This window comes from Metabacillus crassostreae, assembly GCF_016908395.1.
GTDB classification, from domain to species: Bacteria; Bacillota; Bacilli; order Bacillales; family Bacillaceae; genus Metabacillus; species Metabacillus crassostreae.
Window position 1 is genome coordinate 790,325 of record NZ_JAFBDU010000002.1, and the last position, 24,164, is coordinate 814,488.

Here is a 24,164-nt window from a genome sequence, read left to right on the forward strand (position 1 = left end):
GACGAAGCTCAGGTGACGAAATACCACTTCTATTATGGTAAAATAACACCACTATAGTTGTGGAGGTTTAAATAATGGAAATTATAATCGATCATATATTAAAGGAATTAAGTCCAGACTTTAAGGTTGGTGTTGTCCATTATAAAGATATTCAAGTATCGGATTCACCACAAATGCTTAAAGGAAGACTTCAGTTGTTTCAGGAATCCCTCTATTTTGATTATGTTGATAAAAAAGTCACTGAAATCCCAGCAATAGATGAATGGAGAAAATTATTTAAATTAGTAGGAACTGATCCAAGTCGTTATCGACCTTCTAGTGAAGCTTTATATCGTCGAGTACAAAAACAGCAATTTCTTAGTAATGTCAATTCAGCAGTTGATCTGAATAATTTTCTATCTCTTCAATATCAGATTCCTCTTGGAATTTATGATTATGATAAACTGTCAGGCGATACGATTTCAATTAAAGTTGGGACAAGCAGCGATTCCTATACCGCCATTAATGAACGTGATATAGCGTTATCTAATAAAATACTTACTCAAGACCAAGGTGGACCATTTGGAAGTCCATATCTCGATTCTAAACGAACTGCTGTAACATCAAGCACTGTCAATGCAATTCATTTTATATATTTTCAGCCTTCATTTCACAGTGAAGAAGCTAATCAATTATTACAAAGTTTATCAAAAATGTTCACTCAAATCCATGGAGGAGATAGCAATTATAGCGTTATTACTTAAGAGTGAAGGACTGATTCTATGATTGTCGATTTCCTCCATACAGGAATTTGTTATGCACAAGCTTTACAAAGAAGACTTCTGGTGCATGTGCATGTGCATGTGCCTGTGGAGTATCCCAGTTACAAGTAATGGTCAGTATTCAATTTTGAAAATATATGGTTTGAAAATTAAAAAACGCAATGCCTCGTTTATCTAAGAAACGAAACACTGCGTTGTAACCATATGTATGGAGCGGGTGAAGGGAATCGAACCCTCATCATCAGCTTGGAAGGCTGAGGTTTTACCACTAAACTACACCCGCATAGGATATGTATTTGATTATAACAAGGCTTCTGAGAAGAAGCAAGATAAAAAAGGAATTTTGTCGTTTTTTGTCGAGAAACCTAAAAAAATTACTTCCTTAGTATATTACTCTTCTAATAGATAATCAATAGCTTTCTTCATATTTATTATAAATTAGTAAATTGAATTCCTAGTTTCAACTATTTACAAAACTTTAACATAAGAAGGTTCTTTTTAATTTCGTAATATCTATGGACATTAGCCCATTCTGCAAAAACTCATTCCCATTTCAATAGGTATATACATATAGTACAGTGAAACATTAACATTTGGGAGGATGAATGACTAATGACATATAGAACATCTAGAGCACCCTTTGGATATGGCGGCGGTTTTGGAGGATACCCAGGTGGTCCTGGAGTAAGTCCTTTTGGTGGATATAATTATGGTGCTGGCTATGGTGGCTACCCTGGAGCTGGTTACGGTGGTGGATATGGTTATCCCGGAACTGGCTTTGGTGGTGGATACGGTTATCCTGGAGCTGGATACGGAACTGGTTATGGACCTGGCTATGGAGCAGGATACGGTTCCCCTGGATTTGGTGGCTATGGTGGTGGCGTAGGACCACTAACAACTGGATTATTAGGTCTAGGTGCAGGATTACTAGGTGGAGCAGCTTTAGATGATGGTCCATTTAATCGTGGCTACTATTATAGATAATAATTAATAAACAAAAGGGGCTACTTTCTGGCCCCTTTTCTACTATAATATAATCGTTTAAATACCATGATAAATGTGAAAATTTTTCCAAGACTTTCACCTTTTAAAAAGCACCTTTTAAAAAAAGCGAAGAATACCTACAACAACCGCTGTCATACTAATCCCTGTTCCAACAATCCACTTCGTTAGCTGTAGCTGACTTTCATATATTTTTTTGTCCATTTCTTTTTTTGTCACATATTCTTTTTCTGTTAATATCTTATCAACAAGTGCCCTCACATCATTTTCATCTAAGGTATTTGAATGATGATCTTCGAAGTTCTCAAGCTGATATTCTAACTCTTTTACTGTAAGCTCTAATTCTTTGAGGCCAACTTCGAATTCTTTTTCCTTCATAATTTCGCCTCCTTATACTAACCCTTGTTCTATCATATTCATGAGTGAGTGTTTGTGATATGACTTGTAATAACTATTCAAAAAAGTGATTATCTAACCTAGTAAATGTAAAATTGTGTAGCGTATAATATTAATTAGTTTAGAGCCATCATTACTGCTAAAATAAGGAGTCTTTAAATGACTATTAACGTTTCAGACGAGAATGAACTCGAACAACTTAAAAAAGAGAACGACTTACTTCGCAGATCACTTGAACAGATTAAAGGCACTTTTACATATCATGACCAACAGCTCGGTTTAAGTGTTAAGAAAGACGAAAATCATAACATCGAAATAACAAGGATGGACAACCATCCTCTAAACGATTATGGTGACCTAAATGAGAGTGAAGGTTTTTTGCCGGCTATACTTGATTTTGTTCCACATCATATTGTCTTTGTCGATGCTAAAGGAATCATAACTTTTTGTATCAGCAAGCTGCAAAGGATTTGAATGTTGAGAGAGATCAAATAATCGGAAAGCATATTCGGGAGTTACTCAAAATACCTGATGAACAAATTGCTGTACTTGAATCAATTAAATCAGGAACAGAATTAATAAATAAAGAAGTATTGGATATGAATTATGGAATAATAAACACAAGAATTTTATGGAATCCTGATGGCTCTATAAAAAGAGTGATTGGCACATTTTATTTCTTAAATGTGATTAAAGAAGCTGAAAAACAAGCTTTAGCAGGAAGAATTGCTGCTGGAATTGCCCATGAAATTAGAAATCCCTTAACAACAGTAAGAGGTTACTTACAGTTTCTAAGTGAAAGTGATGATAACGAGCATACAAAACTATTTTTAAATTTACTTATCCCTGAACTGGATCGTGCAAATAAGATAATTAGTGATTTTTTAAGTATTTCAAAACCAGCCCACACTACAACGAAAGAGCTAAATATCTTTGAATTTTTGACAGAGTATCTAGGAAAATTCCTTAAAAGTGAAGCATTACTGTATAATGCCAAGTTACACTATGAGCTGGATCCTTTAACAATGAATCTCTCAATAAAAGGTCATCAAGATGAATTGCTTCAAGTATTTATGAATTTACTACGTAATTCAATGCAAGCAATAGATCAAGCACCTTTAGAGATCACAATTAAAACTACTGTTAGAGCTCAATATATTCTAATACAATTCATTGATAATGGAATTGGAATTCATTCGTCAATTTTATCTCATGTATTTGATCCTTTCTTCTCAACAAAGGATGAAGGAACAGGATTAGGGTTATCAGTATCTAGAAAAATTATTGAAAATCATGGAGGAATAATGACTGTAGAAAGTGATGTTAATGGAACACAGTTTTCTATTAATCTACCTATTTATAATGATTAATACCATAAAAATATAAATGAGGCTGGGACATAAGTATTTAAGCTAATGATAAACCCGAAATATTAGGAGATATTTCAATTAATTAATCACCTAATGTTTCGGGTTTTTATTTGCTATCTTCAATAGATTTTTTGATTTTGCATCCTATTTTTAAGAACTAGTGAAATGGAGCGGAAGACATTTGACTCCTGCGGGTGCAGAGGAAAGGCTCTAGACCCCACAGGCGCGCAGCTTACGAGAGGCTTAGCTCCCTCCCAGGCGAATCTTATGTCTGCAGCGCAATGGAACGAACTTGTTTCTTTCAACTTAACATTTATTCGTCTTTTTGTATGACATCTTTAATTATGTCCCAGTCTCATTTACTAGGGCATCATCATTGACTAATCTAATAAATTACACTAAAATAACGTTTGGATACTTTCGAGTTCTTAAAGTAACTACTGAGTTTCCCTCGCAAGGATGTGATTTTTTTGGACGCTAAAAGAAAACTTATTATTGAAACAGCAACCGCTTTTTTTGCTGAGAAAGGCTACCATACAACTTCTGTTCAGGAAATCGCTGAAAAATGCTCGATGTCTAAAGCTTCTCTATATAAGCTTTTCACATCAAAGGAAGATCTGTTTATTGCCGTATTTGAATACCATCAAAACATCATGTTTGAAAAAGCTGCAACCTACTCTTTTGATCCTTCGTTAACACCTAAGGAGCTTTTAATTAAGCAACTTTGTACTCAGATCGAAGACTTTATTGATCGCAAGGATTTTATCATGATGCAAATAAAGGAAATTCCAGTAACTGAAAACAACAAACTTAAGGATATCTTGATAAAGGTAAGATCTCGTATTGTATTGTGGCAAAAAAACATGCTCATCCATGCATATGGAGATGAAATTAAGCCTTATATCTGGGATTTAACCATAACATTACATGGAATCTTAAAAGAATATATCTTACATGCTAGTGAACATAAGCATGTTGATCATCATGCAGCTCTTGATATTGCCACTTATATAGTTGACCGTTTAGATATTATTTCAAAAGACTTAATTAAATCAAAGCCTAAACCTTTATTTAAAGAGGAAATGCTGAAATCTTTCCCTTCTCATTCAGATCACATTTATAATCACCTGAATAAAATTGCTAAATACATTCAAACCTTAGAAGATCAAACACATCGTGAAAAATTAGCTAGCTCTTTGGAGATGTTAAAAAAGGAACTGACTGCAACCCAACATAGGGTTTTTCTTATTGAGGCTTTATTACAATATTTTAGAAAAGAAGAGCAGTTAACAATGACTATTATTGAACTTGAGTCACTGATATTAGGAGGGTAAAACATGTATCATTTAGAACATAAACAAAAGGTCATGATTATGGTTGCTATCATGTCAGCCATGTTCTTTGCAGCTGTTAACATGACTATTGTTGGAACAGCTTTACCTAAAATTGTTTCGACAATTGGCGGAATGGAGTATTTTGACTGGGTTTTCACCGTCTACATGCTAACATCAACAATTACAGCAATGTTAGTTGGTAAATTATCCGATATTTATGGACGAAAAATCTTTATCTTAATCGGTATTGGGATATTTATGCTTGGTGCATTTTTAAGTGGTACATCTAATGACATTATTCAGTTAATTTTGTATCGTGGTTTACAAGGATTTGGCGGCGGAATGATCATGTCCAGTGCCTTTACAACAGTAGGAGATTTATTTACTCCTCGTGAGCGTGGAAAATGGCAAGGCTTGCTAGGTGGTGTTTTCGGACTTTCAAGCTTATTCGGACCAACACTTGGTGGTTATATTGTTGATAACTTTGATTGGCATTGGATTTTCTGGGTTTTCTTACCGATTGGATTCTTCGCTTTTGCTTTAATTCTGCGATTATATCCATCTCAAAAGGCAAAAGAAAAAGAACCAATAGATTTTCTCGGTTCGATTACATTAACAATCGCTATTATCAGCCTTTTACTTGGCTTCACTTGGGCAGGAGATAAGTATGATTGGCTCTCTTTAGAAATTATCGGCTTATTTTCTATAACCATTCTTTCAATTGTAGGATTTATCTTTATCGAACTTAAAGCTAAAAGTCCAGTTTTACCTCTCTTCCTATTTAAAAACAGTGTTTTCTCTGTATCAAATATAGCTGGGATGCTCTTAGGAATGGGAATGTTCGGCACAATTATGTACGTACCATTTTATGTTCAAGGGGTACAGGGCGAATCTGCTACTGTATCAGGATTAGTTGAAATGGTCATGACAGTTTCAATGGTCACATCTAGCATCATTGTTGGAAACTTAATCACTAAAACAGGTAAATACAAAATCTTTGCTTTACTTGGCTTAGTCATTATGGCGATAGGTCTTATCCTTAATTCAACATTAGAAGTAGACTCTTCACTAACACGGTTAATTCTGCAATTGATTGTAGTGGGTATTGGTATTGGAGTGAATATGCCAGTATTTAATATTACCGTTCAAAATGCTGTGAGCCATAAATATTTAGGTGTTGCAACAGCTTCTATGCAAACATTTAGACAAATAGGTGGAACAGTAGGAGTTGCGTTACTTGGATCTGTTATGGGGAATAAAATGATGAATGAATTAGCAGATAATCAAGCAGAGAGTATTCCTACACCTCCACCAGAAATGGCTGAAACAATGGAAAAGCTACAAAATCCACAAATATTAATGGATACAGAACAACTAGAGGCAATACGTGCAGATCTTCCACCTGATATGTCACAAGTGTTTGATCAATTTATCAACGTTCTTAAAGAAGCACTAAATACATCATTAACAGTGGTTTTCTTAGTTAGTGCTGGCATTATCGCACTTGCTTTTATCGTAACATTGTTTTTAAAAGAAATACCTCTCCGAACAACAAATGATAATGAAGAAGAAACCGATAAAGAAAAAGAAAAAGTTCAAAGTGTTAGCCAATAAACAGTGCCAAAAGAGGCTGTGACATAATTTTTTAAGCTTTTTAATAGACCCGAGTTATTAGGTGATAGTTCAATCTTTCACCTAATAACTCGGGTCTTTTTTTGCTGTTCAATAGAATCTTAGATTTTGCATACTATTTTTAAGAACTAGTGGAATGGAGCGGCAGACACTAGGGACCTACAGGAATTGAGGAAAGGCTGAGACCTAAGCAGGCATAGCCGAAATGGCTTAGCTTCCTCCCTTTTAAAAGTGAGTGTCTGCAGCAATGGAACTAACTTGCTTTTCCAGATAAACTGATTAATACAGTAGTATACGTTGAATACTTCTTTATGGATGATTTCTTTAGTTAAGTCCCAGCCTTTTATTATTCATCTCAAACCTGTGATCTATATTCATTCGGAGTAAGTCCGACAGACTTTTTAAACACCTTACTAAAATATTTCTCATTTTGGTAACCGACCTTAAACGAGATTTCATATACCTTTAAATGTGGATTATTCAATAATTCCTTCGCTTTTTCTATTCTTATCGCTGTTAAATAATTCGTTACTGTTTCATGATACTCTTGTTTAAAGCGCCTTGATATATACTCTCTGCTTAAATAAAATCGATCAGCAATCTCCTGCAGTGTAATATCCTTATCATAATTTTTCCGCAGGTAGCTTTCGATTTCTTGAATACTGCTTTTCTCTTTTTGATATTTTGCTGTATCAAGAATCTCAATAAGCTCATGAAATTCCTTACGTTTTTCACTTATAAATTTAGTATAAGAAAATGATCCGTCTTTCTCCCAATAATTTGAACCTTTATAAAAGGATATTTGCTTACTCACATTATATTCTTTTAACCAATTCTTCCTTAATATTTTGAAGTGATCTTCCCACAGCATGATTTGTTCATAAGAAATACAATAATCGGATTTTAACTTGTTAAATATCCCATCAAGTACTTTATCAAGCTTTTCTATACGTCCACTTTGTAATGTCCACATAATCTCTTCCATGTAATCTAATAAATGAAAAAGAGGACCAACTGATGTTTCTTGATACTTAATTAACTCGTTTTTATCTGTTGTTAGGAGATCAAAGGTTAACATTGTTTGTAGTGCTGTATGATAAGTCATATCAAGCTGTTGAGATGTCTTGCCTATTGCAATAATAATATTGGATTTAGAAATCTGTTGAAGAGCACTCTTAATTTTTTTATTCATTTTCTCTATTTCATCTTGTTTCCATAATAGAACAACCACTTCATCATCTTTATTAATATTCCTGAAGCAAACTCCTGATTTATTTATTTGAGTAATTTCATTACATATATTTAACACAGTGAAAAAAGCTAGATCTCGATCTCCCTTAAAAACACTAGATAGCAAACATCTTACAGAAAATAATGAAATCGTATATTGTTGTGTTAATGTTAAATCAACCTTAAATTCCTGATGAATCTTCACCTTCGTATCATTTGAAATAAAGGCTTTATCTAATAAACCTGTAAAAAGATGATCCCAATATACTGATCTTGCTTCATTCATTACTTTATTATTTTGCACAGATGATTTTCTTTTTGTTTCTTGTTTATGCCATTCATTTACGGCACGTTCTAATGTTTCATTTAATATCTCTGGTTCGATTGGCTTTAATATATAATCAAAGCTTCCATAAGCTATGGCATTTCTCATATAATTGAAATCATCATAGCCACTCACCACAATTGTTTTACTAGTAAAATCTGAAGTATGAATCCACTTTAAAAGATCAATTCCATCAATCTTAGGCATGTTCATGTCTGTAAAGATAATTTCTGGATGATGCTTCAAGATCATTGATTTTGCTTCTTCACCATCTTTTGCCTCATATATATCTGTTATTCCAAATTGATCCCAATTTGCTAACAGCATGATTCCTTCTCTTACATGCTTTTCATCATCAATTATGATCGCTTTCAGCTTCTTCACCCCCCATTAAAGGCAGACTTATAGTGACGCATATTCCTGTGTCTTGATTATTTTCTAATTTGAAATTTGCACTCTCCCCATAATAGAGCTTTAAACGTAAAAAGATGTTTTTCAATCCGATATTTAAATCACCAGGTGCACTACTATTGTCCATTTGAAAGGTTTCATTGATTTCATTTAGTCTATCTTGACTAATCCCTTTTCCGTTATCCTTTATTGTGATAAGTAAATGCTCTTGTTGCTTTTTACCGACAATTGTCAAATTGCCCAATGACTCATCATTACTTTCGAAGCCATGTTTAAAATAGTTCTCAATAACTGGCTGTAATATCATTTTTGGAACAGGGATATACAATGTTTCTTCATCAAACTTCAGTGTATAATCAAATTGATCTCCAAATCTTTCTTTTTGTAATAATAGAAATGCCTTCGTATAATCTAGCTCCTTCATTAAAGGAACCATATCTTCATTCATATTCATACTGTATCTCATAATTTTAGAAAGATGTGTGACAAGAGTATAAACCTGTGGAACATTATTTTTCAGAGCTAAAGTTCCAATAGATTGTAATGCATTGTATAAAAAATGCGGATTAACCTGAGATTGCAGGACCTTTAGTTGATTTGTCTTATTCTCAATCTCAAGCTTATATTCCCTATTAATCAGTCTATTTATTTTTCCTACCATTTCTTTAAATCGATCACCTAATACACCTATTTCATCATTACCTAAAGAGTCGAAATCAACATTCATATTTCCCTTTTCAACCTGCTTAATATTCTGTAATAAAATTCGAATTGGAGAAGTAATCTTAAATGATACAAATAGTGTTGCTAAAATAACTAAAATTAAACCTATTATCCCAAAAACTATATTTATCTTTGCTACACCTAAAGCACTTTCAAATACAGTAATATAAGGAATTCTTTTAGCTAAAATCCACCCACCAGATGAATCTGCAACTTTTTCATAAATCATTAACCCTTTAAAAGAATCTGAATCTATCTCTATAGTTCCACTAGGACTTTCCGTATTTAATAATGTTGATACCCAATCCTCTTTAAGTGATATCTCCTCAGATTGGTAAATGGTTTCTCCTCCTGGTGAAAAAATAAAAAATTCTTCTCTATCTTCATCAAAAAGCTTTCGACTAATACCTAGAATTTTATCTGGTGTAATGTCTAGTGAAATAAATCCTAAGATTCTATCTGATGGTACATCTATTATTGTTCTATGGAATGTAAAAACATCTCTACTATTAACCCCCTGGCTATCCATTGGTTCTATATAAATATTGTAGGGACTATTTTTAGCTTTTTGATAATACTTTCTATTTAAATTATCAGGAATACTGGAATACAGGACAATCGTACGTTTAGAAACAGAAATATTTCGGTTTCCATCAACTAAAGCAATATTTACCTTTTTAATATTTTCTTCTGAATATAAAATGGTTTGAATAACATCATTAACTGTTCCTTTTGTCATATAATCTTCATTTAAATAGGAATATCTTAAATAATTCATAAAATCAATATTATTGTAAAATGGCATTGTTAAATTTTTTAATTCATCTATATATTCTTCTAAGTTCACTTTCCCCTGATATAAGAGATTAACATTTTCTTGCACAAATTGATCCTTTAAAGATTCCTTAGTATATAAATAGGTAACAACAATGGAAGTTCCAAATGGGACAATTGTTATTAGAAGTAATAAAACAATTAGTTTATTTCTTATACTCATTTTTACACGCATATTTGGAACCTCCCTTTCCTGCTTATTTAATAGTATAAATGAAATGTTAATGAAACGGGAATTCATTCCCTATTTACTTTCCAGTGATGACTATATAGTTACTAAAAAGACCAAATCACTATGGATTTGGTCTGCTAATTGATGTGTTATTTCTTATTTCATATTATCCCATGATGCTTGCATTTGCTCTAACATTGTATCATATTCAATTTTCCCAGCAGAATATGCTTGAATTGATGCTGCAAACTCTTTATTTGCTCCATCTGGCCATCTGAACCAAGTCCAAGGAATTGTTTTCTCTGCCTTAGAGTACTCAAGAATTGATTGACCTAAATCACCTAAGCCTGCTGCATCGATATTGTCAAATGCAGGAATAAATGCAAACTCTTCAGTGATGTAACGTTTACCTGTTTCAGAAGAAACCATCCAGTTTAAGAATGTTTTTGCTTCTTCAAGATGTTCAGAATCTTTGTTTAATACCCAGTTATTTGGTACACCTACTGGTAAAACATCAGCATCAGCTTCATCATTTAATGGAATTGGTAAGAATCCCATGTTCATGTCAGGATTGATTTCATAAATCATATTTTCAGTCCAGTTACCTTGTTGAACCATAGCTGTTTCACCTGAAGCGAATAATGTTACTTGTGTATTGTAATCTGTTGTAATCGGGTTTTCATTACCGTATTTTAATTCTGTATCGATTACTTCTTTGAATTGTTTGAATTGCTCATTACCTACAATTGATGTAGATCCATCATATAATCCAGCAATAAATGCTTCTGGATCATCTTGTTGTGCAAAAGGAATGTTTAATAAATGCTGTCCAATTACCCACCATTCAGCATAACCAGCTGAGAATGGAGTAATATCAGCAGCTTTTAATTTTTCTGCAGCTGCTTTTAATTCAGTTAACGTTTTTGGTGGTTCTGTAATACCAGCTTTTTCGAATAAATCTTTATTATAGATAAATCCATAACCTTCAAGGTTTACCGGCATACCGTATAACTTACCATCTTCATCAGTTGTTGGAACTTTACCGATTGGAAGAACATGCTCTGCCCATGGCTCATTTGAAAGATCTGCTAAATGCTCTTTCCAAAGGGCAAGCTCTTTGAATCCACCATTGTTAAAGATATCTGGCTCTTCACCTGAAGCAAATTTAGCTTTTAATGCAGCACCGTAATCTGCTCCACCACCAACAGTTTCAAGTTTAACCTTAATATTTGGATGCTCTGCTTCAAATTCTTTAATCATTTCTTGAAGCTGATCAGCGATTTCAACTTTAAATTGGAACATATCTAACGTTACAACTTCTTCAGATCCTTCCTTGTTAGCATCTGATTCTCCACCTTCATTGCCTTCAGTATTATTGTTAGCACATCCAGCAATAATCCCAAGAACTAATAGCATTGACATAAATAAAAGTAAGCCTTTTTTCATTACTAATTTACCCCCTTAGTATCTTTGTTTTTTATTATATAAATGATTGCAGCAAGATTTTTCAAGCTGCAAATCATTATATAGCGAAGTTAATGAGCTATATTACTTAATAGACCCTGCTGCAATTCCTTTAATAATATGCTTTTGAAGGAATAAGAAAAATACAATTACAGGTGTAATACCAAGCACTAGTGCTGCTAGACCCATATCCCATTGCTTTGTATATTGAGCAAAGAATGAGCTAGTAGCTAAAGGTATTGTTCTTAACGCTGAATCTTGTAACACTAGAAGTGGTAATAAATAATCATTCCAAATCCAAAGTGTATTTAAAATAATAACTGTTACAGTAATCGGTTTCAAAAGTGGAAATACAATTCTCCAAAATACTCCAAACTGACTACAACCATCGACTCTAGCTGACTCTTCAATTTCTGCAGGAATTGTTTTAACAAATCCGTGGAAGAGGAAGAGCGATAGTGATACACCAAAACCAAAGTACATAATGACAATACCTGGGATGCTATTCATAATTCCAAGTGTTCCCCCCAATTTCATAAGTGGGATCATCACAGTTTGGAACGGGATAACCATTGCTGACACAAAGAAGATAAACAGGAACTTACTAAGCTTTCCAGGTGTTCGAACCATTTTCCATGCAGCCATTGAGCTTATAACAACAATACCTGCAATACTGAATACAGTTATGATCAATGAGTTAAGAAAAGCATCCTGGAAATTTAAGATTTCCCAAACTTTAGCATAGTTACTAAATAAAATTTCCTTTGGTAATGCAGCTGCATCAATTAAGATTTCTGCAAACCCTTTAACCGAATTAACTAGTACAAAGTAAAAGGGAATGAGGAATATGATTCCTAAAAGAATCCCAAAGATCTCAAGCACAAATGTACGTGCTGTATATCCTTTGTTCATTATGCTTCGACCTCCCTTTTCTTCGTAAACATAACTTGGAATGTTGTAAATACTGCTACAATCAAGAAGAATAGGATTGATTTCGCCGTTCCTAAACCATATCTATTATTCTGGAATGCCTCTTGATAAATATTAATGGCAACAGATTCTGTTGAATTAAATGGTCCTCCACCTGTTAGAGAGATATTAAGATCAAAAATCTTAAATGCCATAGAAATTGTTAAGAAGAAGCAAATTGTAAATGCTGGTAAAATTAATGGAACAATAATCTTTGTTAACATATCTAAGCTTGAAGCTCCATCCATTCTAGCTGCTTCTAATAAAGAAGTATCAAGCCCTTGAAGTGCAGCTACATAGATTACCATCATATAACCACTAATTTGCCATGCAAACACAATAACAATTCCCCAAAATGCAGTTGTTTCATCACCTAACCAAGGTTGTTTGAAAAAGCCGATTCCAGTCATATTCCCTAATGAAGCAAAACCTTTTACGAAAATGAACTGCCAAATGAATCCTAGTAATAAACCACCAATTACATTTGGTATAAAGAATACTGTACGCAAGATATTTTTCGTTTTTAATGCTGCATTTAGTAATAATGCTAATCCGAAACCAATGATATTACTAATTAAAACTGCTGCAAGCATAAATTTTGTTGTAAACATAAAAGAGTTGAAGAATTTCTTATCATCCGTAAAGATCTTAATATAATTATCTAAGCCTACCCATTCCACAACAGAGCTTACTCCGTTCCATGATGTAAAGGAATAATAAACCCCCATAAAGAATGGGATAATTTGGATTAAGATAAAGAATAAAAGTGCTGGACCAACGAAAGCTGCATAAGATAGAAATTTATTTCGTTTTGCCCTTTTCTTAGCCTCTGAGTGTACATTTAAAGTATTTTCTTGTGAATCTGAATTTTTGCTCATTGTCCTTCACCGCCTTACTAACAATATTGTAAACGCTTTCTAATACTTATTATAGATCTTCACCTAAGCTATTACGATCAACAAAATTGACTAATAAGGTGCACTTTTGTGACCTTTAAAAACTAGAATGGGTCAAAAATAGTGACCATATGAAAAGCCTAAGTGCCTTGATCATACAGGTTAGACTTGGTTCACACAGCAGGAAAACACGTTCTTTGCCCTAGAATCCTGAATGGTTAATAACTACATGGTAAGGATAAAACTCTTTCTCTAAACGTCATTTTGTTGTTAGTAAACTCCAAAGATTATGTACTTTCTTCCTAAAAAATGCAAAACCATCATCAAGCTCATCATGACATATTAGGGGCCCCGAGGAAAAATAACCTCTTTTTTTCTAAGTCATAAATCGCTAATTAGGAACTGAAGGAAAATGAACACCTTCTAATTCAACTTCTATTATGCTTTTCAGGCTCAGTATTGCATCTCACTTTTGTAACTTATCTACCTTAGGAGGACATTTGCTAGGGAAATACTTTTAGTCAAAAGTATATTTTCCATTTCATTTTCGTTCTATGCACAGAAATTAAATTCTCCTTATATTTTCCATCAAGCTCTATATTTTATAATGAGTGTAGACATAAAAAAACGTCCCTTTTTAAGGAACGTTTTTTATGTAGGCTGTTTTCGTAAACCTTGTAGTTTTTAAAATCAAGTTTGAAACAACTCAATATAAAGTCTTGTGGCATCTTTTCTTCTACAAATCGTATATGCGATAAACTGGTTATAACCAATAATGACGTTATTAGCAACAATTTTTCAAAAAAGAACCTTTATTTATATTACCTACTCACTCTATAATGTTTAATACCCAACTCTGATAATGCCTGCTTCATATTTGCCCTAGTGGTAATCCCACCAAAATCCACACCTAGATTTACGATTGTTTGAGCAATTTCAGGCCTGATTCCAGTAATACTAACCTCGACTCCTGTTAACCTTAAGGCGGACACGATTTGAAACAGTTGATTTGCAACCATTGTATCAATAATAGGAACTCCTGATACATCAAAAATAAGGTTTGTTAATTTTAAATTTCCTGATTCATGAAGAGTTATGTCCATTATTAATTTTGCACGGTGAGTATCTATTCCCCCTACAAGTGGAACAACAGCAACTCCTTCAACAATTGGCACAACTGGGACTGATAATTCTTCAAGTGCTGTATATGCTATTTGCATTAATTTATGATTATGCTTTTCATATTCTTCACCAATAATGCCACAAACAGTATCCAATAATGGATCAATGATTTTTGACACATCAAGCATTGTCACAGGTGCAAACTCCCTCTTCTTTAACTCCTCTGTAAATAGGTCCCAAATAACCGTTCGATATGCATGAATACCTCTCAATGTACTACTTAGTGAGATATGGTCATTAATAGCAATTTCTGCAGCTCTTATTGCCCATGCTGTTACTTTATCTGATATTATATCAAAATCTTCATATAAGGCTTCGCCAAAATAGCCAATTAATTTAGCTCGATAATCGATCCTCTCGGTCATAGGCATACTTGATCGGATAATTTGTTCATTTAATAAAGAATCCTTATGAAAGACCACCTTTTTAGCAAGCTCTAAAGAATTGTCCACAATCTTCTTACCTATATAACTTAGTTCATCTTTCATAAAATGATGTCCCCTTGTTCTATTTTATTTCATTTCCTAGAAGCAAAAAAACTCAATACTTTATTTAACTAAAGTATTGAGCTTACTTAATTTAAGCATATATTATCATTGATATGGCTACTTTACCCTAAATTATACAATTTTTACTATAGGAACTATTATTCATTTTCATCTGAACCATCAGAATCATCAGCAAGCTCTGCCTTAAGTTCTGCTTCTGTCTTAACACTTTGATCCTCTTTTTCACCGAATACACTAACCCAATCAGTTACGGGATTAAAATTCTCTCTACCATTTGAATTGAACTTCTCTAATTCATAATCATTTAATTGAACATTTAATTCGTATAGTGTTTTATGGATAGTATATATATTTCTTTGACTTTCCTTAGAGCTTGTTGCTGTGTTAATTGTTATTAAGACTTGCATTAACTTTTGTGAATTGGGATCATTCTCGTTCAATTCCTCTGGAAGTAATTGATGAATTTCCAAAGCACGCTTATATAGTTCTTCTTTGATTTGTTCTGTTAACCATCCATCTGAAAGATTATCTGAAGATTGACTAATTCTAGATTGATAAAAAAAGTCACCATTTACTATTGAATCAAAATACTCAAACTGACTAGCAACAAGCTTCTTTACATCTTCTTCATATTCTTTCTGCTTCTTTTGCTCAAGAGTTTCCTCTTGTGTAGCTTCAGAATTCACATTTTTAGATGATAAAGATCTATTGAGCGCTTCTTGTTCCTTTTTTTCACTTGAAATATGGTTTACTACAAAAAATGAAATAAATATGATGACAATAGCAGATACACTGATAAGAACCTTCTTCTTCACTGTTGACTTCCTTCCTTCATTTCATATCTGATTAAAATGAGTTTAAAGTAAAAAAAGATACAGATACACCTTCAGATCATACTACAATAAAATAATATGAAACTAGTGCTTATTGCATCTCTGTTTATAAGTATATATAAATTATAAATTGCAGTATGCATTTTATTATACAGGAGAAATCGTAATAGTGGGTCTGTATTTACTTATTATGTATATAATTTAATTCATTACTAATCTCTAAAAACAAATTCTAATTCTATCTATTCTTAGCATAATATAAAAAATAGTCTTAAAGAAGGAGGAATACATATGACGTTTTACTCAGGTTTATTGACTATTCATCTAATTGCAGCAGTCGTTGGTCTTGGCGCTACCTTTGGTTTGCCTGTTTTATTAGGAAATGTTAAAAACACATCACAAGCAAGGTTCGCCCATAAAGTATCTCAAGGCATCGAAAAGTATGCAAAGATTGGGAGCATTACCCTTTTACTAACAGGCATTATTATGGGAATTATCCAGCCATATTTATTCAAGGAAATATGGTATATTGCATCCCTCATCATTTTTGTTGCAGTTCAACCAATTGCTGCAGGCTTACTTCCCAAAAATGCTAAACTTCAAATGGAGGTGCTTGAACACCATAATGACAATGAACTACCAGAGGATTATTTGAACCTTGCTAAGAAGGCTGCTCCTCTTCATAACATTTTAAGTGCTTCGGCAATTGTACTAATTATTTTAATGACATTGAAGCCATTTTAACTATAAATAAGGCACTACCACTTAATTTGGTAATGCCTTATCTATAATTTAATGGAGCTGTATGAATGACTTTTTCCTCTCCCTTTTATCACTATACATATTCTTATCAGCTTGAGAAAATAAACGTGACATTTCTCCCTGTGATGTCGGTGTATAAGCATAGCCAATTGATAGCATTATTTCAAACTCTGAAAATTCATTATGTAGTTCTAGCTTTTCTTTAAGAGTTGTTATTAACACGTGAATTTCACTATCATTTTTATCTTCTACAAATAAAATGAATTCATCTCCACCAATTCTTGCTACGGTGATAGTATCAGAAGAGAATTCATTTAATAGCTGAGCAGTATCTTTTATTATGGTATCTCCCTGTTTATGACCATAATGATCGTTAATAAACTTTAAATCATCTAAATCACACAAAATGATGGCAACAGGCATATTCATTTCTTCATTATATTTAGTAAAAATCAATTCAAAATAAGCTCTATTATGTATATCAGTTAACGCATCATGATATAACTGATAATGGAGTTTTTCCTGTAAAACAATTCTTTCATCAATATTTCTTAACACACCTTGAAGAGCAACTAGCTTCCCCTTTTTATAAATGGGTGTGGCATATTCCTCAAAGCACCTATAATGACCATCTTTATCTTTCCACCTTTGGATAATTGGTTTACTATAATCAAGCTCACCATTTATTTTTTTCATAAGTATCTCATAATCCTCCGGGTGAATATCTTTAAAAGCAACTTCCGAACTTATATATGCATCAGCATTAGACCCTTCTCCAAAAAAGTTTTCAGCTGATGGGCTTAGATATTCAAACTTCACCTCTGGATGCACTCGGGCATAATAGATAAAGTCATTAGGTGTTTCTACTAAATGTACAAATCGCTGATGATTTTCTGTTAATAACGTTCTTTGCACTTTCCATTTCTGTACTAAAATAATATTTATCAATAATCCTATTAATAATGCGATTAAAAACCCTGTTAAAAATTGAAAAGTGATCATCTTTTTCTTTTCGTCATCTCCTTTGTTGCTCATTATCCCATTTTACTTCGATTGGTTATTACTTACAATCATTAAGGTGTTATATATTCCATCTAGGTTATTAACGAAGCAGCCTAAATACAAAAAACCGCTGTTGATTGACCATCAATAGCGGTTTTCATATATTTCAAATGATTTTCATACTTTTAACTCAATACATTACCCTTTCACTGATCCAGCTGCAATTCCTTCGACAATCTTATCACTAAGAATGAAGTAAGCAATTAATACTGGAATAATACTAATCATAAGTGTTGCACCAATAGCTCCCCAATCGGTTAGATATTGACCAACAAAGTTATTTACACCAACAGTGATTGTCTTCCACTTGTCAGAGCTCATAAACGTATTGACGAAAACAAACTCATTCCAATTATAAATCATGTTTATAATAACGGTTGTTGAAAGCACTGGTACTGTCATTGGAAGTGTAATTCGAAAGAAAATCGTATGAATTGAACAGCCATCCATGACAGCTGCTTCTTCAACTTCCCTTGGTAATGATCGATAAAATCCACTTAAAATCATTATGGTTATCGGTAAATTGAATGCTACATAAGATAAGATAATCGAAATAGGATTATCGATTAAATTAACCGATTTGAAGAAATTGAATAACGGAATTAATGTTGAATGAAGTGGTATCATATACCCTGCCATAAACAAACCAAGAACAACTCCACTTAATTTCCAATACATTCTTGTGATCGCAAATGTTACAAAGCTGGCAAGGATAACTGTTAGTACTACAGAGACTACTGTGTACAAAACACTGTTAAAAAAGTAAACATCAATATTACCTGCTGTCCATGCTTTAACATAGTTGCCCCACTGAGGATCTTGTGGAAATGAAAACGGGGACATTCCGAATACCTCTTGATTGGTTTTTAAAGAAAATAGAAATAACCATACCAGCGGATAGACTTGAATGATTGCAATAGCACCTAATACTAAGTACAGAAGTGCAAATCCAACTCTTGTGCCAAGTGATTTATTTGTTTTATGAGAAGGTGGTAGGGTCGTATTTTTTTGTGTTTCATATTCAACCTTAGTCAACTTTTTCACTCCCCTTTATTAATTTCCCACTTCTTCTTTAGAAGAAAGTAATTTTTGAATAAGCCAAGTCATTCCCAGACAGATAACTAATAATCCAAATCCAATCGCACTACCATAACCAAAATTATATTTACTAAATGCTTCAGAATACATATAAGATGCCATAACCTCACTCGCATGGTTAGGACCGCCACCAGTTAAAACAAAGATCAAGTCAAAATATTTTAATGAACCAACAATTGCTAAAATAACCATTACTTTTATTACATCTGAAATAAGTGGAACCTTTATTTTATAAGCAATCTGTATTGGAGTGGCACCATCAATTTTCGCTGCTTCAATTAGCTCCTCGGGAACATTTTTTAATGCTGCGTAAAAAATAATGATATAGAAGCCTGCATATTGCCACACAATTGGTATAAAGATGGCAAATAAGACAATATCAGCATCTGCTAACCATAAAGGAGGATTCTCAACGCCTAACATGGTTAATAATCTGTTTATCATTCCATTCGTAGGATCAAAGATTTTTGCCCATAGCTGTCCAATAGCAACAGATGACAATAACATTGGAATTAAATATATTTTTCTTAAAAAATTTGCTCCCTTTATTTTGCTTGCTAGGATAAGAGATAAAATTAAATAACCTATTAAGCTAGCAGTAGAAAAGATTCCAAGTAATAGGGAGTGCCATGTACTTTGCCAAAATAGTTTATCCTGGACTAATTCAATGTAATTATCTAATCCGATAAACTTCATGTCGCCAATTCCGTTCCAATCCATTAAACCGTAATAACCTGTTAAAACTATAGGGATATATATGAGTAGTAGAATGAGAATTAAAGCAGGAAGTACATAAAGGGTGATTACTAATTTGTTTGACATTACACTTTTCATTTTCTATACTCCCTTCAAAATATATGAAGATTTTCGCAAAGTTAAAGTACCAAACCCCACAACCCTATTTAGGTATGATGAGTGAGGTCTGGTACTTATTATTCAACCTCTCCAGTAAGTGAAACTAATTCACTGTTTGACGACTATTCCTCTTTTGCCAGTTCATCAACATGCTGTTTAACGAACTCTTCTGGAGTAACTTGCTTTCCAAATAATGCCGTAACTAAATTGTGGTGAAGCTCTGATACAGCAGGACTTGATTGAGTATCAAAATAAGTTGTAACATTAGATGCTTCACTTAAATCTTTTAAAATATCAATATACATTGGAGCAAGATCTAAGCTAGATGTATCTACTTTCGTTGCTGGAATTACTCCTGCTTCAGTTACTGATTTTTCTCCCCATTTTTCAACTAAATATCCAACAAAATCTTTTGCTTCATCTTGAACTTTAGAGTCTTTAGCAACAAATAATCCAACACCAGGTCCACCAACATAACTATTGATATCAGTGCCTTTTCCACCTTCATATGTTGGGAATTTAAAATAACCAATTTTATCTTTAAATTCCTGTGTTACATCAGGGCTTGTTGTGTAATTTGGTAATTCCCATGTAGCTGTAAGGAACATAGCTGCTTGTTCATTCATAAAGTAACCTTTTGCATCTTCATTTGATAAAGCACTTGCACCTTTAACAAAACCACCCATATCTACAAGGTTTTGAACTTCTTCAGCAGCTTTAACAATAGATGGATCATCCATTTTTGCTTTTCCTTGAATAACATCTGTTAAGATAGTAGATCCACCAATACGGTCTGCCATATACATAAACCAGAATGATGCTGGCCAACCATCTTTAGCACCAACAGTTGCTGGTACAACGCCGTTATCTGCTAATGTTTTTACAACATTTTTGTATTCACTAAATGTTTGAGGTACTTCTAGGTTATATTTTTCAAAAATTTCCTTATTATAAAATACATATGAAATATTTAATTCTAGCGGAAGACCATATGTTTTCCCATCAACAGCATATGATTCTTTTACACCAGGGATAAATGCATCCTTAAGATTTCCTTCAACCACATCATCTAAAGGAGCTAACATATCACCTTCAACATAAGGCTTAATAAATCCATCTGACCAAGTCATCCCGATATCAGGTAATTCATTTGAAGAAGCTAAAATTTTCAGTTTCTCTCTGTACTGATCAGGACTTAGAATTTCTGTTTCAATTTTTATTCCTTCATTTTCCTTCTCATAATCACTTATAATGTTCTTAACAATTGAGAACTGTGCATTTGAACTGCCTTCAGGCCACAAATGCATGAACTTGATTACCTTTTCATCGCCTGTGCTGCCTTCATCAGAGCTACTTGAAGAAGAAGAACAACCTACAAGAGCTAAAGATACCAGCATAAGTATAGACATGAACACTGCAACCGCTTTCTTTTTAAACAAAATAATTACCCCCTATGACCTTTTTTGATTTCCTTCTTACATTTATAGTGTAGCATCACGATTGTTTCTAAAATAGGTCACAGTGATTAGAAGAAATACTACTATTTTTAGAAAGCCCTTTCATTGTTGTTTTTTCTATATGCACTTGGTGTCACTCCCTCCATTTCTTTGAATATCTTGATGAAATACTTAGCCGTTTTATAACCTGATTCTTCCGCAATATCATAGATTGGAAGATTTGTAGTAATCAATAGTTCTTTTGCTCTTTGGATTCTTCGTCTTGTTACATATTCGCTAAAAGTTAGCTTTACATGCTCCTTAAATAGCACACTTAAATAGCTGGGGTTTAAATGAACATGATCTGCCACTTCTTTTTGAGTGATTTCATTTTTTAAAGAATTATTAATGTATTCAATGGCCTCTCTTATCGGTTCTGGATTAGAAGGATTTTTTGAATACAAATCAACAAGCTTTTTATCTACCACTTTTTCAATCATTCCAGCCTGCTCTTGTTTAGCAACAGAGTGTTCAGCACTCTCGACTGCCTCAATTAATACTTTTTTACTTATTGGCTTTAGTAAATAATTGGTAACACCTAACCGAAGAGCTTCTTGTGCATATTCAAACTCTGAGTATGCCGAAATAACGATGATAACTGGATTAATATCTTGTTCTTTTGCTGCTTTTAGTAATTGTAAACCAGTAATCTCAGGCATCCTAATATCAGTGATTAAGATATGCACTTTTTGCTTTTGCATAAATTCAATGGCTTCTTCACCATTAGCAGCTGTATAAATGTCATATTTCCCATTTGACCATGTATCTAAAGTCTTTTTTAACCCCTGCCGTGTTCTTGGTTCATCATCTACTATTAGCATTGTCTTTGTATTCACCATCGTTTTCTTCCTCCCCATTCACAGGTATCACAAAAGAAACAACTGTTCCTTTGCCTTCATCACTAATTATGGTAAGTCCCTTATTTAAGCGATCTTTATAGTATAATTCTAGGCGTTTGTGTACATTCGAAATGGCCATACCATTGCCTTTGTTTATTGACGTGATTCCTCCTGATTGTATCGAGTTTCTAATAGATTCTAGCTTTTCTTTAGGAATTCCAGGACCATCGTCTTCCACAAGTATTTGCAAATACTCGGTATCTATTTGTTCTATGGAAACAGTAACCATACAAGGCTTTAATGTGTTACCTGCACCATGTAGAACAGCATTTTCAACAATTGGTTGAATCAATAATTTCGGTATCTTAACATTCTCTAACTCTGATAAAACCCTAAGATTCCACTGTAAATGGTCACCAAATCTCATTTTCATAATCTCCATGTAATTCTCGATATGGTGAATTTCTTCTTTAATTGTTACCCAATCACCATCACTTTGCTTTGTGATGGTATAGCGGAATAAATCAGACATTGCAATAACAAACTCTGCTAGCTCTTCTTCATCTTTATCTTCTAATGCCCATTTTAAAGCATCTAATGTATTAAAGAGGAAATGAGGATTAATCTGAGCTTGAAGTGCTTTTAGTTCACTACGGCTTCGAGTAATTTCCTTTTGATAGACCATTTGTATTAAATGATTCGTTTCTTTAACAAGCTGATTATACGTACTATTTAATTCGTTTATTTCATTAATGGTTGTCACACTGGGATTCATAGATAAAGAACCTGTGCTAGCTTGTTGCATGGTTCTAGTTAATTTCAGGATTGGACTTGTAATAAAGGTTGATAAAAAGAGTGAACAGATCGAGAAGATAATAAATCCGATAATACCAGAGATAATAATCCCAGCCTTCAACACACTAACTCCTTCTGTAAGTGCTTTGATTGGAGTTAAAATCATAATTGTCCAACCAGTTTCATTCGATGTTTGATTTGTCACCATATATTCTTCATTGTCTAATGTAACAGTTGGTGAAGTATTACTAATGATTGGTTGAATAGATTCTTGATAGTTTGATAAGATTGGCTTTTGGTTATTATCTAACAAAATAGAATATTGATTATAATTGTTTTCTTCTGTTTCATCTGCAAATTCAAAATAACTTCGATATATACTAATTAGAAGATATCCACCATTAGCATAGCCATGACTCATAAGATTCACCCGTCTCAGTGCCAATATGTTATCTGAATTACGTGGATCATCACCTATCCAAACCAATCCACCATTTTCTCTATTAGCCTGACGAATCCATTTACTATCAATTCTGGAAAACAAGCTTGCATTATCTAGTGGTAGTAAACGATTCAAATCATCTGTATATAACTCAAATGAAAATATTCCATCTGTATTGGCCTGAATTGTGTTAACAATTCCATCTATTTGTTGTCGCTCAGAGAAGCTTATTTCTTCTCCCTCATACCCCTTTGTTAAAACTCGTTGAATATTATAATTGGTCATCACTAGTTTAGAGGCTGTGCTAATTTGTTTATATAAAGATTCTAATCTGCCATTTGCTTCAACTGCTGTTTGATTTATTTGTTTATCTGCGTTATCTTTTAGCAGCGTTGATACTTTATTAAAAGTTAGTAAGCTTACTATTAATAACACTACTGCCATAACAACTAAAAAAACGACTAGGATTTGGTTTCTTAGTGTGTTCCATCTTTGGAGTTTTTTGAGCATGTTTGAAACACCCTTCTTATTTAGAAATAGCGATTGGAAACGTTGTCATTTATTGAATGATATCGGTTTTAGGACTCCTTCTACTATTATATTGCTAGTAGGATTTTTTTCTACTGTCTTTGTATAGTAAGTAAACGATTAAACCTTTTACTTTGTTGAGAATATCTTAGTGTAAGGCTTTAATACAATTATACGTTAAATTTAGTTCGTTTCATTGCGCTCCAGACACTTGCTTTCCGCGGGGAGGAAGTCGAGCCTCCTC

Annotated in this window: 21 protein-coding genes and 1 tRNA gene; 7 read left to right on the forward strand and 15 right to left on the reverse strand. The window is 33.2% G+C overall.

The window, feature by feature from the left end; translation table 11 throughout:
• Positions 1-74: 74 nt before the first annotated feature.
• Positions 75-743: a B3/B4 domain-containing protein gene (locus tag JOC75_RS11375; RefSeq protein ID WP_204954151.1), complete on the forward strand. Its 669-nt coding sequence runs from the start codon at positions 75-77 to the stop codon at positions 741-743.
• Between the two features lie 227 nt (positions 744-970).
• On the opposite strand, the gene JOC75_RS11380 is transcribed toward JOC75_RS11375, so the two are convergent.
• Positions 971-1,044, reverse strand: a tRNA-Gly gene (locus tag JOC75_RS11380).
• 329 nt (positions 1,045-1,373) lie between these two features.
• Here JOC75_RS11380 and JOC75_RS11385 point away from each other — a divergent pair.
• A complete protein-coding gene (locus JOC75_RS11385) occupies positions 1,374-1,745 on the forward strand; it encodes a hypothetical protein (RefSeq protein WP_204954152.1) in 372 nt (123 codons plus the stop codon).
• Between the two features lie 117 nt (positions 1,746-1,862).
• Here the strand turns inward: JOC75_RS11385 and JOC75_RS11390 are convergent, their stop codons facing one another.
• On the reverse strand, positions 1,863-2,141 hold the full coding sequence (locus tag JOC75_RS11390; RefSeq protein ID WP_204954153.1) for a hypothetical protein: 279 nt from the start codon (positions 2,139-2,141) through the stop codon (positions 1,863-1,865).
• 177 nt (positions 2,142-2,318) lie between these two features.
• Between JOC75_RS11390 and JOC75_RS23975 the strand changes: the two genes are divergently transcribed.
• From JOC75_RS23975 to JOC75_RS11405, 4 genes are all read left to right on the forward strand, one after another.
• Positions 2,319-2,633 (forward strand): hypothetical protein, encoded by a 315-nt coding sequence (locus JOC75_RS23975; RefSeq protein WP_239589407.1) that lies wholly within the window; start codon positions 2,319-2,321, stop codon positions 2,631-2,633.
• On the forward strand, positions 2,606-3,529 hold the full coding sequence (locus tag JOC75_RS11395) for a two-component system sensor histidine kinase NtrB (protein WP_239589408.1): 924 nt from the start codon (positions 2,606-2,608) through the stop codon (positions 3,527-3,529). Before JOC75_RS23975 ends, JOC75_RS11395 begins: the two co-directional genes overlap by 28 nt.
• A 470-nt stretch (positions 3,530-3,999) precedes the next feature.
• Positions 4,000-4,863, forward strand: a complete 864-nt coding sequence (locus JOC75_RS11400) for a TetR/AcrR family transcriptional regulator (RefSeq protein WP_204954154.1) — start codon at positions 4,000-4,002, stop codon at positions 4,861-4,863.
• 3 nt (positions 4,864-4,866) lie between these two features.
• Positions 4,867-6,477 carry an MDR family MFS transporter gene (locus JOC75_RS11405; protein ID WP_204954155.1) on the forward strand — a complete coding sequence of 537 codons (1,611 nt, stop codon included), beginning with the start codon at positions 4,867-4,869 and terminating at the stop codon, positions 6,475-6,477.
• A 373-nt stretch (positions 6,478-6,850) separates the two neighbouring features.
• Here the strand turns inward: JOC75_RS11405 and JOC75_RS11410 are convergent, their stop codons facing one another.
• The 7 genes from JOC75_RS11410 to JOC75_RS11440 all read right to left on the reverse strand — a co-directional run bounded on the left by JOC75_RS11410 (position 6,851) and on the right by JOC75_RS11440 (position 16,025).
• Entirely contained in the window at positions 6,851-8,434 is a 1,584-nt protein-coding gene (locus JOC75_RS11410) for a response regulator (RefSeq protein ID WP_204954156.1), read from the reverse strand.
• The gene (locus JOC75_RS11415; RefSeq protein ID WP_204954157.1) at positions 8,406-10,193 is read right to left on the reverse strand and encodes a sensor histidine kinase; all 1,788 of its coding nucleotides are present in this window, start codon (positions 10,191-10,193) and stop codon (positions 8,406-8,408) included. The genes JOC75_RS11410 and JOC75_RS11415 overlap by 29 nt, the downstream gene beginning before the upstream one ends.
• Positions 10,194-10,346: 153 nt before the next feature.
• Positions 10,347-11,636, reverse strand: coding sequence for an ABC transporter substrate-binding protein (locus tag JOC75_RS11420; RefSeq protein WP_204954158.1), 1,290 nt, complete (start codon positions 11,634-11,636; stop codon positions 10,347-10,349).
• 102 nt (positions 11,637-11,738) lie between these two features.
• The gene (locus tag JOC75_RS11425; protein WP_204954159.1) at positions 11,739-12,566 is read right to left on the reverse strand and encodes a carbohydrate ABC transporter permease; all 828 of its coding nucleotides are present in this window, start codon (positions 12,564-12,566) and stop codon (positions 11,739-11,741) included.
• Positions 12,566-13,501, reverse strand: coding sequence for a carbohydrate ABC transporter permease (locus JOC75_RS11430; protein WP_204954160.1), 936 nt, complete (start codon positions 13,499-13,501; stop codon positions 12,566-12,568). Before JOC75_RS11430 ends, JOC75_RS11425 begins: the two co-directional genes overlap by 1 nt.
• A gap of 839 nt (positions 13,502-14,340) precedes the next feature.
• Positions 14,341-15,189 carry an STAS domain-containing protein gene (locus tag JOC75_RS11435; RefSeq protein ID WP_204954161.1) on the reverse strand — a complete coding sequence of 283 codons (849 nt, stop codon included), beginning with the start codon at positions 15,187-15,189 and terminating at the stop codon, positions 14,341-14,343.
• Between the two features lie 158 nt (positions 15,190-15,347).
• Complete coding sequence (locus JOC75_RS11440) at positions 15,348-16,025, reverse strand: hypothetical protein (RefSeq protein WP_204954162.1); 678 nt, start codon at positions 16,023-16,025, stop codon at positions 15,348-15,350.
• 309 nt (positions 16,026-16,334) lie between these two features.
• Between JOC75_RS11440 and JOC75_RS11445 the strand changes: the two genes are divergently transcribed.
• Positions 16,335-16,787, forward strand: coding sequence for a DUF2269 family protein (locus JOC75_RS11445; RefSeq protein ID WP_204954163.1), 453 nt, complete (start codon positions 16,335-16,337; stop codon positions 16,785-16,787).
• 48 nt (positions 16,788-16,835) lie between these two features.
• Here the strand turns inward: JOC75_RS11445 and JOC75_RS11450 are convergent, their stop codons facing one another.
• The 6 genes from JOC75_RS11450 to JOC75_RS11475 form a co-directional block, all read right to left on the reverse strand.
• Complete coding sequence (locus JOC75_RS11450) at positions 16,836-17,840, reverse strand: sensor domain-containing diguanylate cyclase (protein WP_239589409.1); 1,005 nt, start codon at positions 17,838-17,840, stop codon at positions 16,836-16,838.
• Between the two features lie 165 nt (positions 17,841-18,005).
• Entirely contained in the window at positions 18,006-18,806 is an 801-nt protein-coding gene (locus JOC75_RS11455; protein ID WP_239589436.1) for a carbohydrate ABC transporter permease, read from the reverse strand.
• A gap of 114 nt (positions 18,807-18,920) precedes the next feature.
• The gene (locus JOC75_RS11460) at positions 18,921-19,799 is read right to left on the reverse strand and encodes a carbohydrate ABC transporter permease (RefSeq protein ID WP_204954165.1); all 879 of its coding nucleotides are present in this window, start codon (positions 19,797-19,799) and stop codon (positions 18,921-18,923) included.
• Positions 19,800-19,942: 143 nt separating this feature from the next.
• Positions 19,943-21,229, reverse strand: a complete 1,287-nt coding sequence (locus JOC75_RS11465) for an extracellular solute-binding protein (RefSeq protein ID WP_204954238.1) — start codon at positions 21,227-21,229, stop codon at positions 19,943-19,945.
• A gap of 137 nt (positions 21,230-21,366) precedes the next feature.
• The gene (locus JOC75_RS11470; protein ID WP_204954239.1) at positions 21,367-22,152 is read right to left on the reverse strand and encodes a response regulator; all 786 of its coding nucleotides are present in this window, start codon (positions 22,150-22,152) and stop codon (positions 21,367-21,369) included.
• Complete coding sequence (locus tag JOC75_RS11475) at positions 22,121-23,902, reverse strand: sensor histidine kinase (RefSeq protein WP_204954166.1); 1,782 nt, start codon at positions 23,900-23,902, stop codon at positions 22,121-22,123. Before JOC75_RS11475 ends, JOC75_RS11470 begins: the two co-directional genes overlap by 32 nt.
• Positions 23,903-24,164 lie beyond the last annotated feature (262 nt).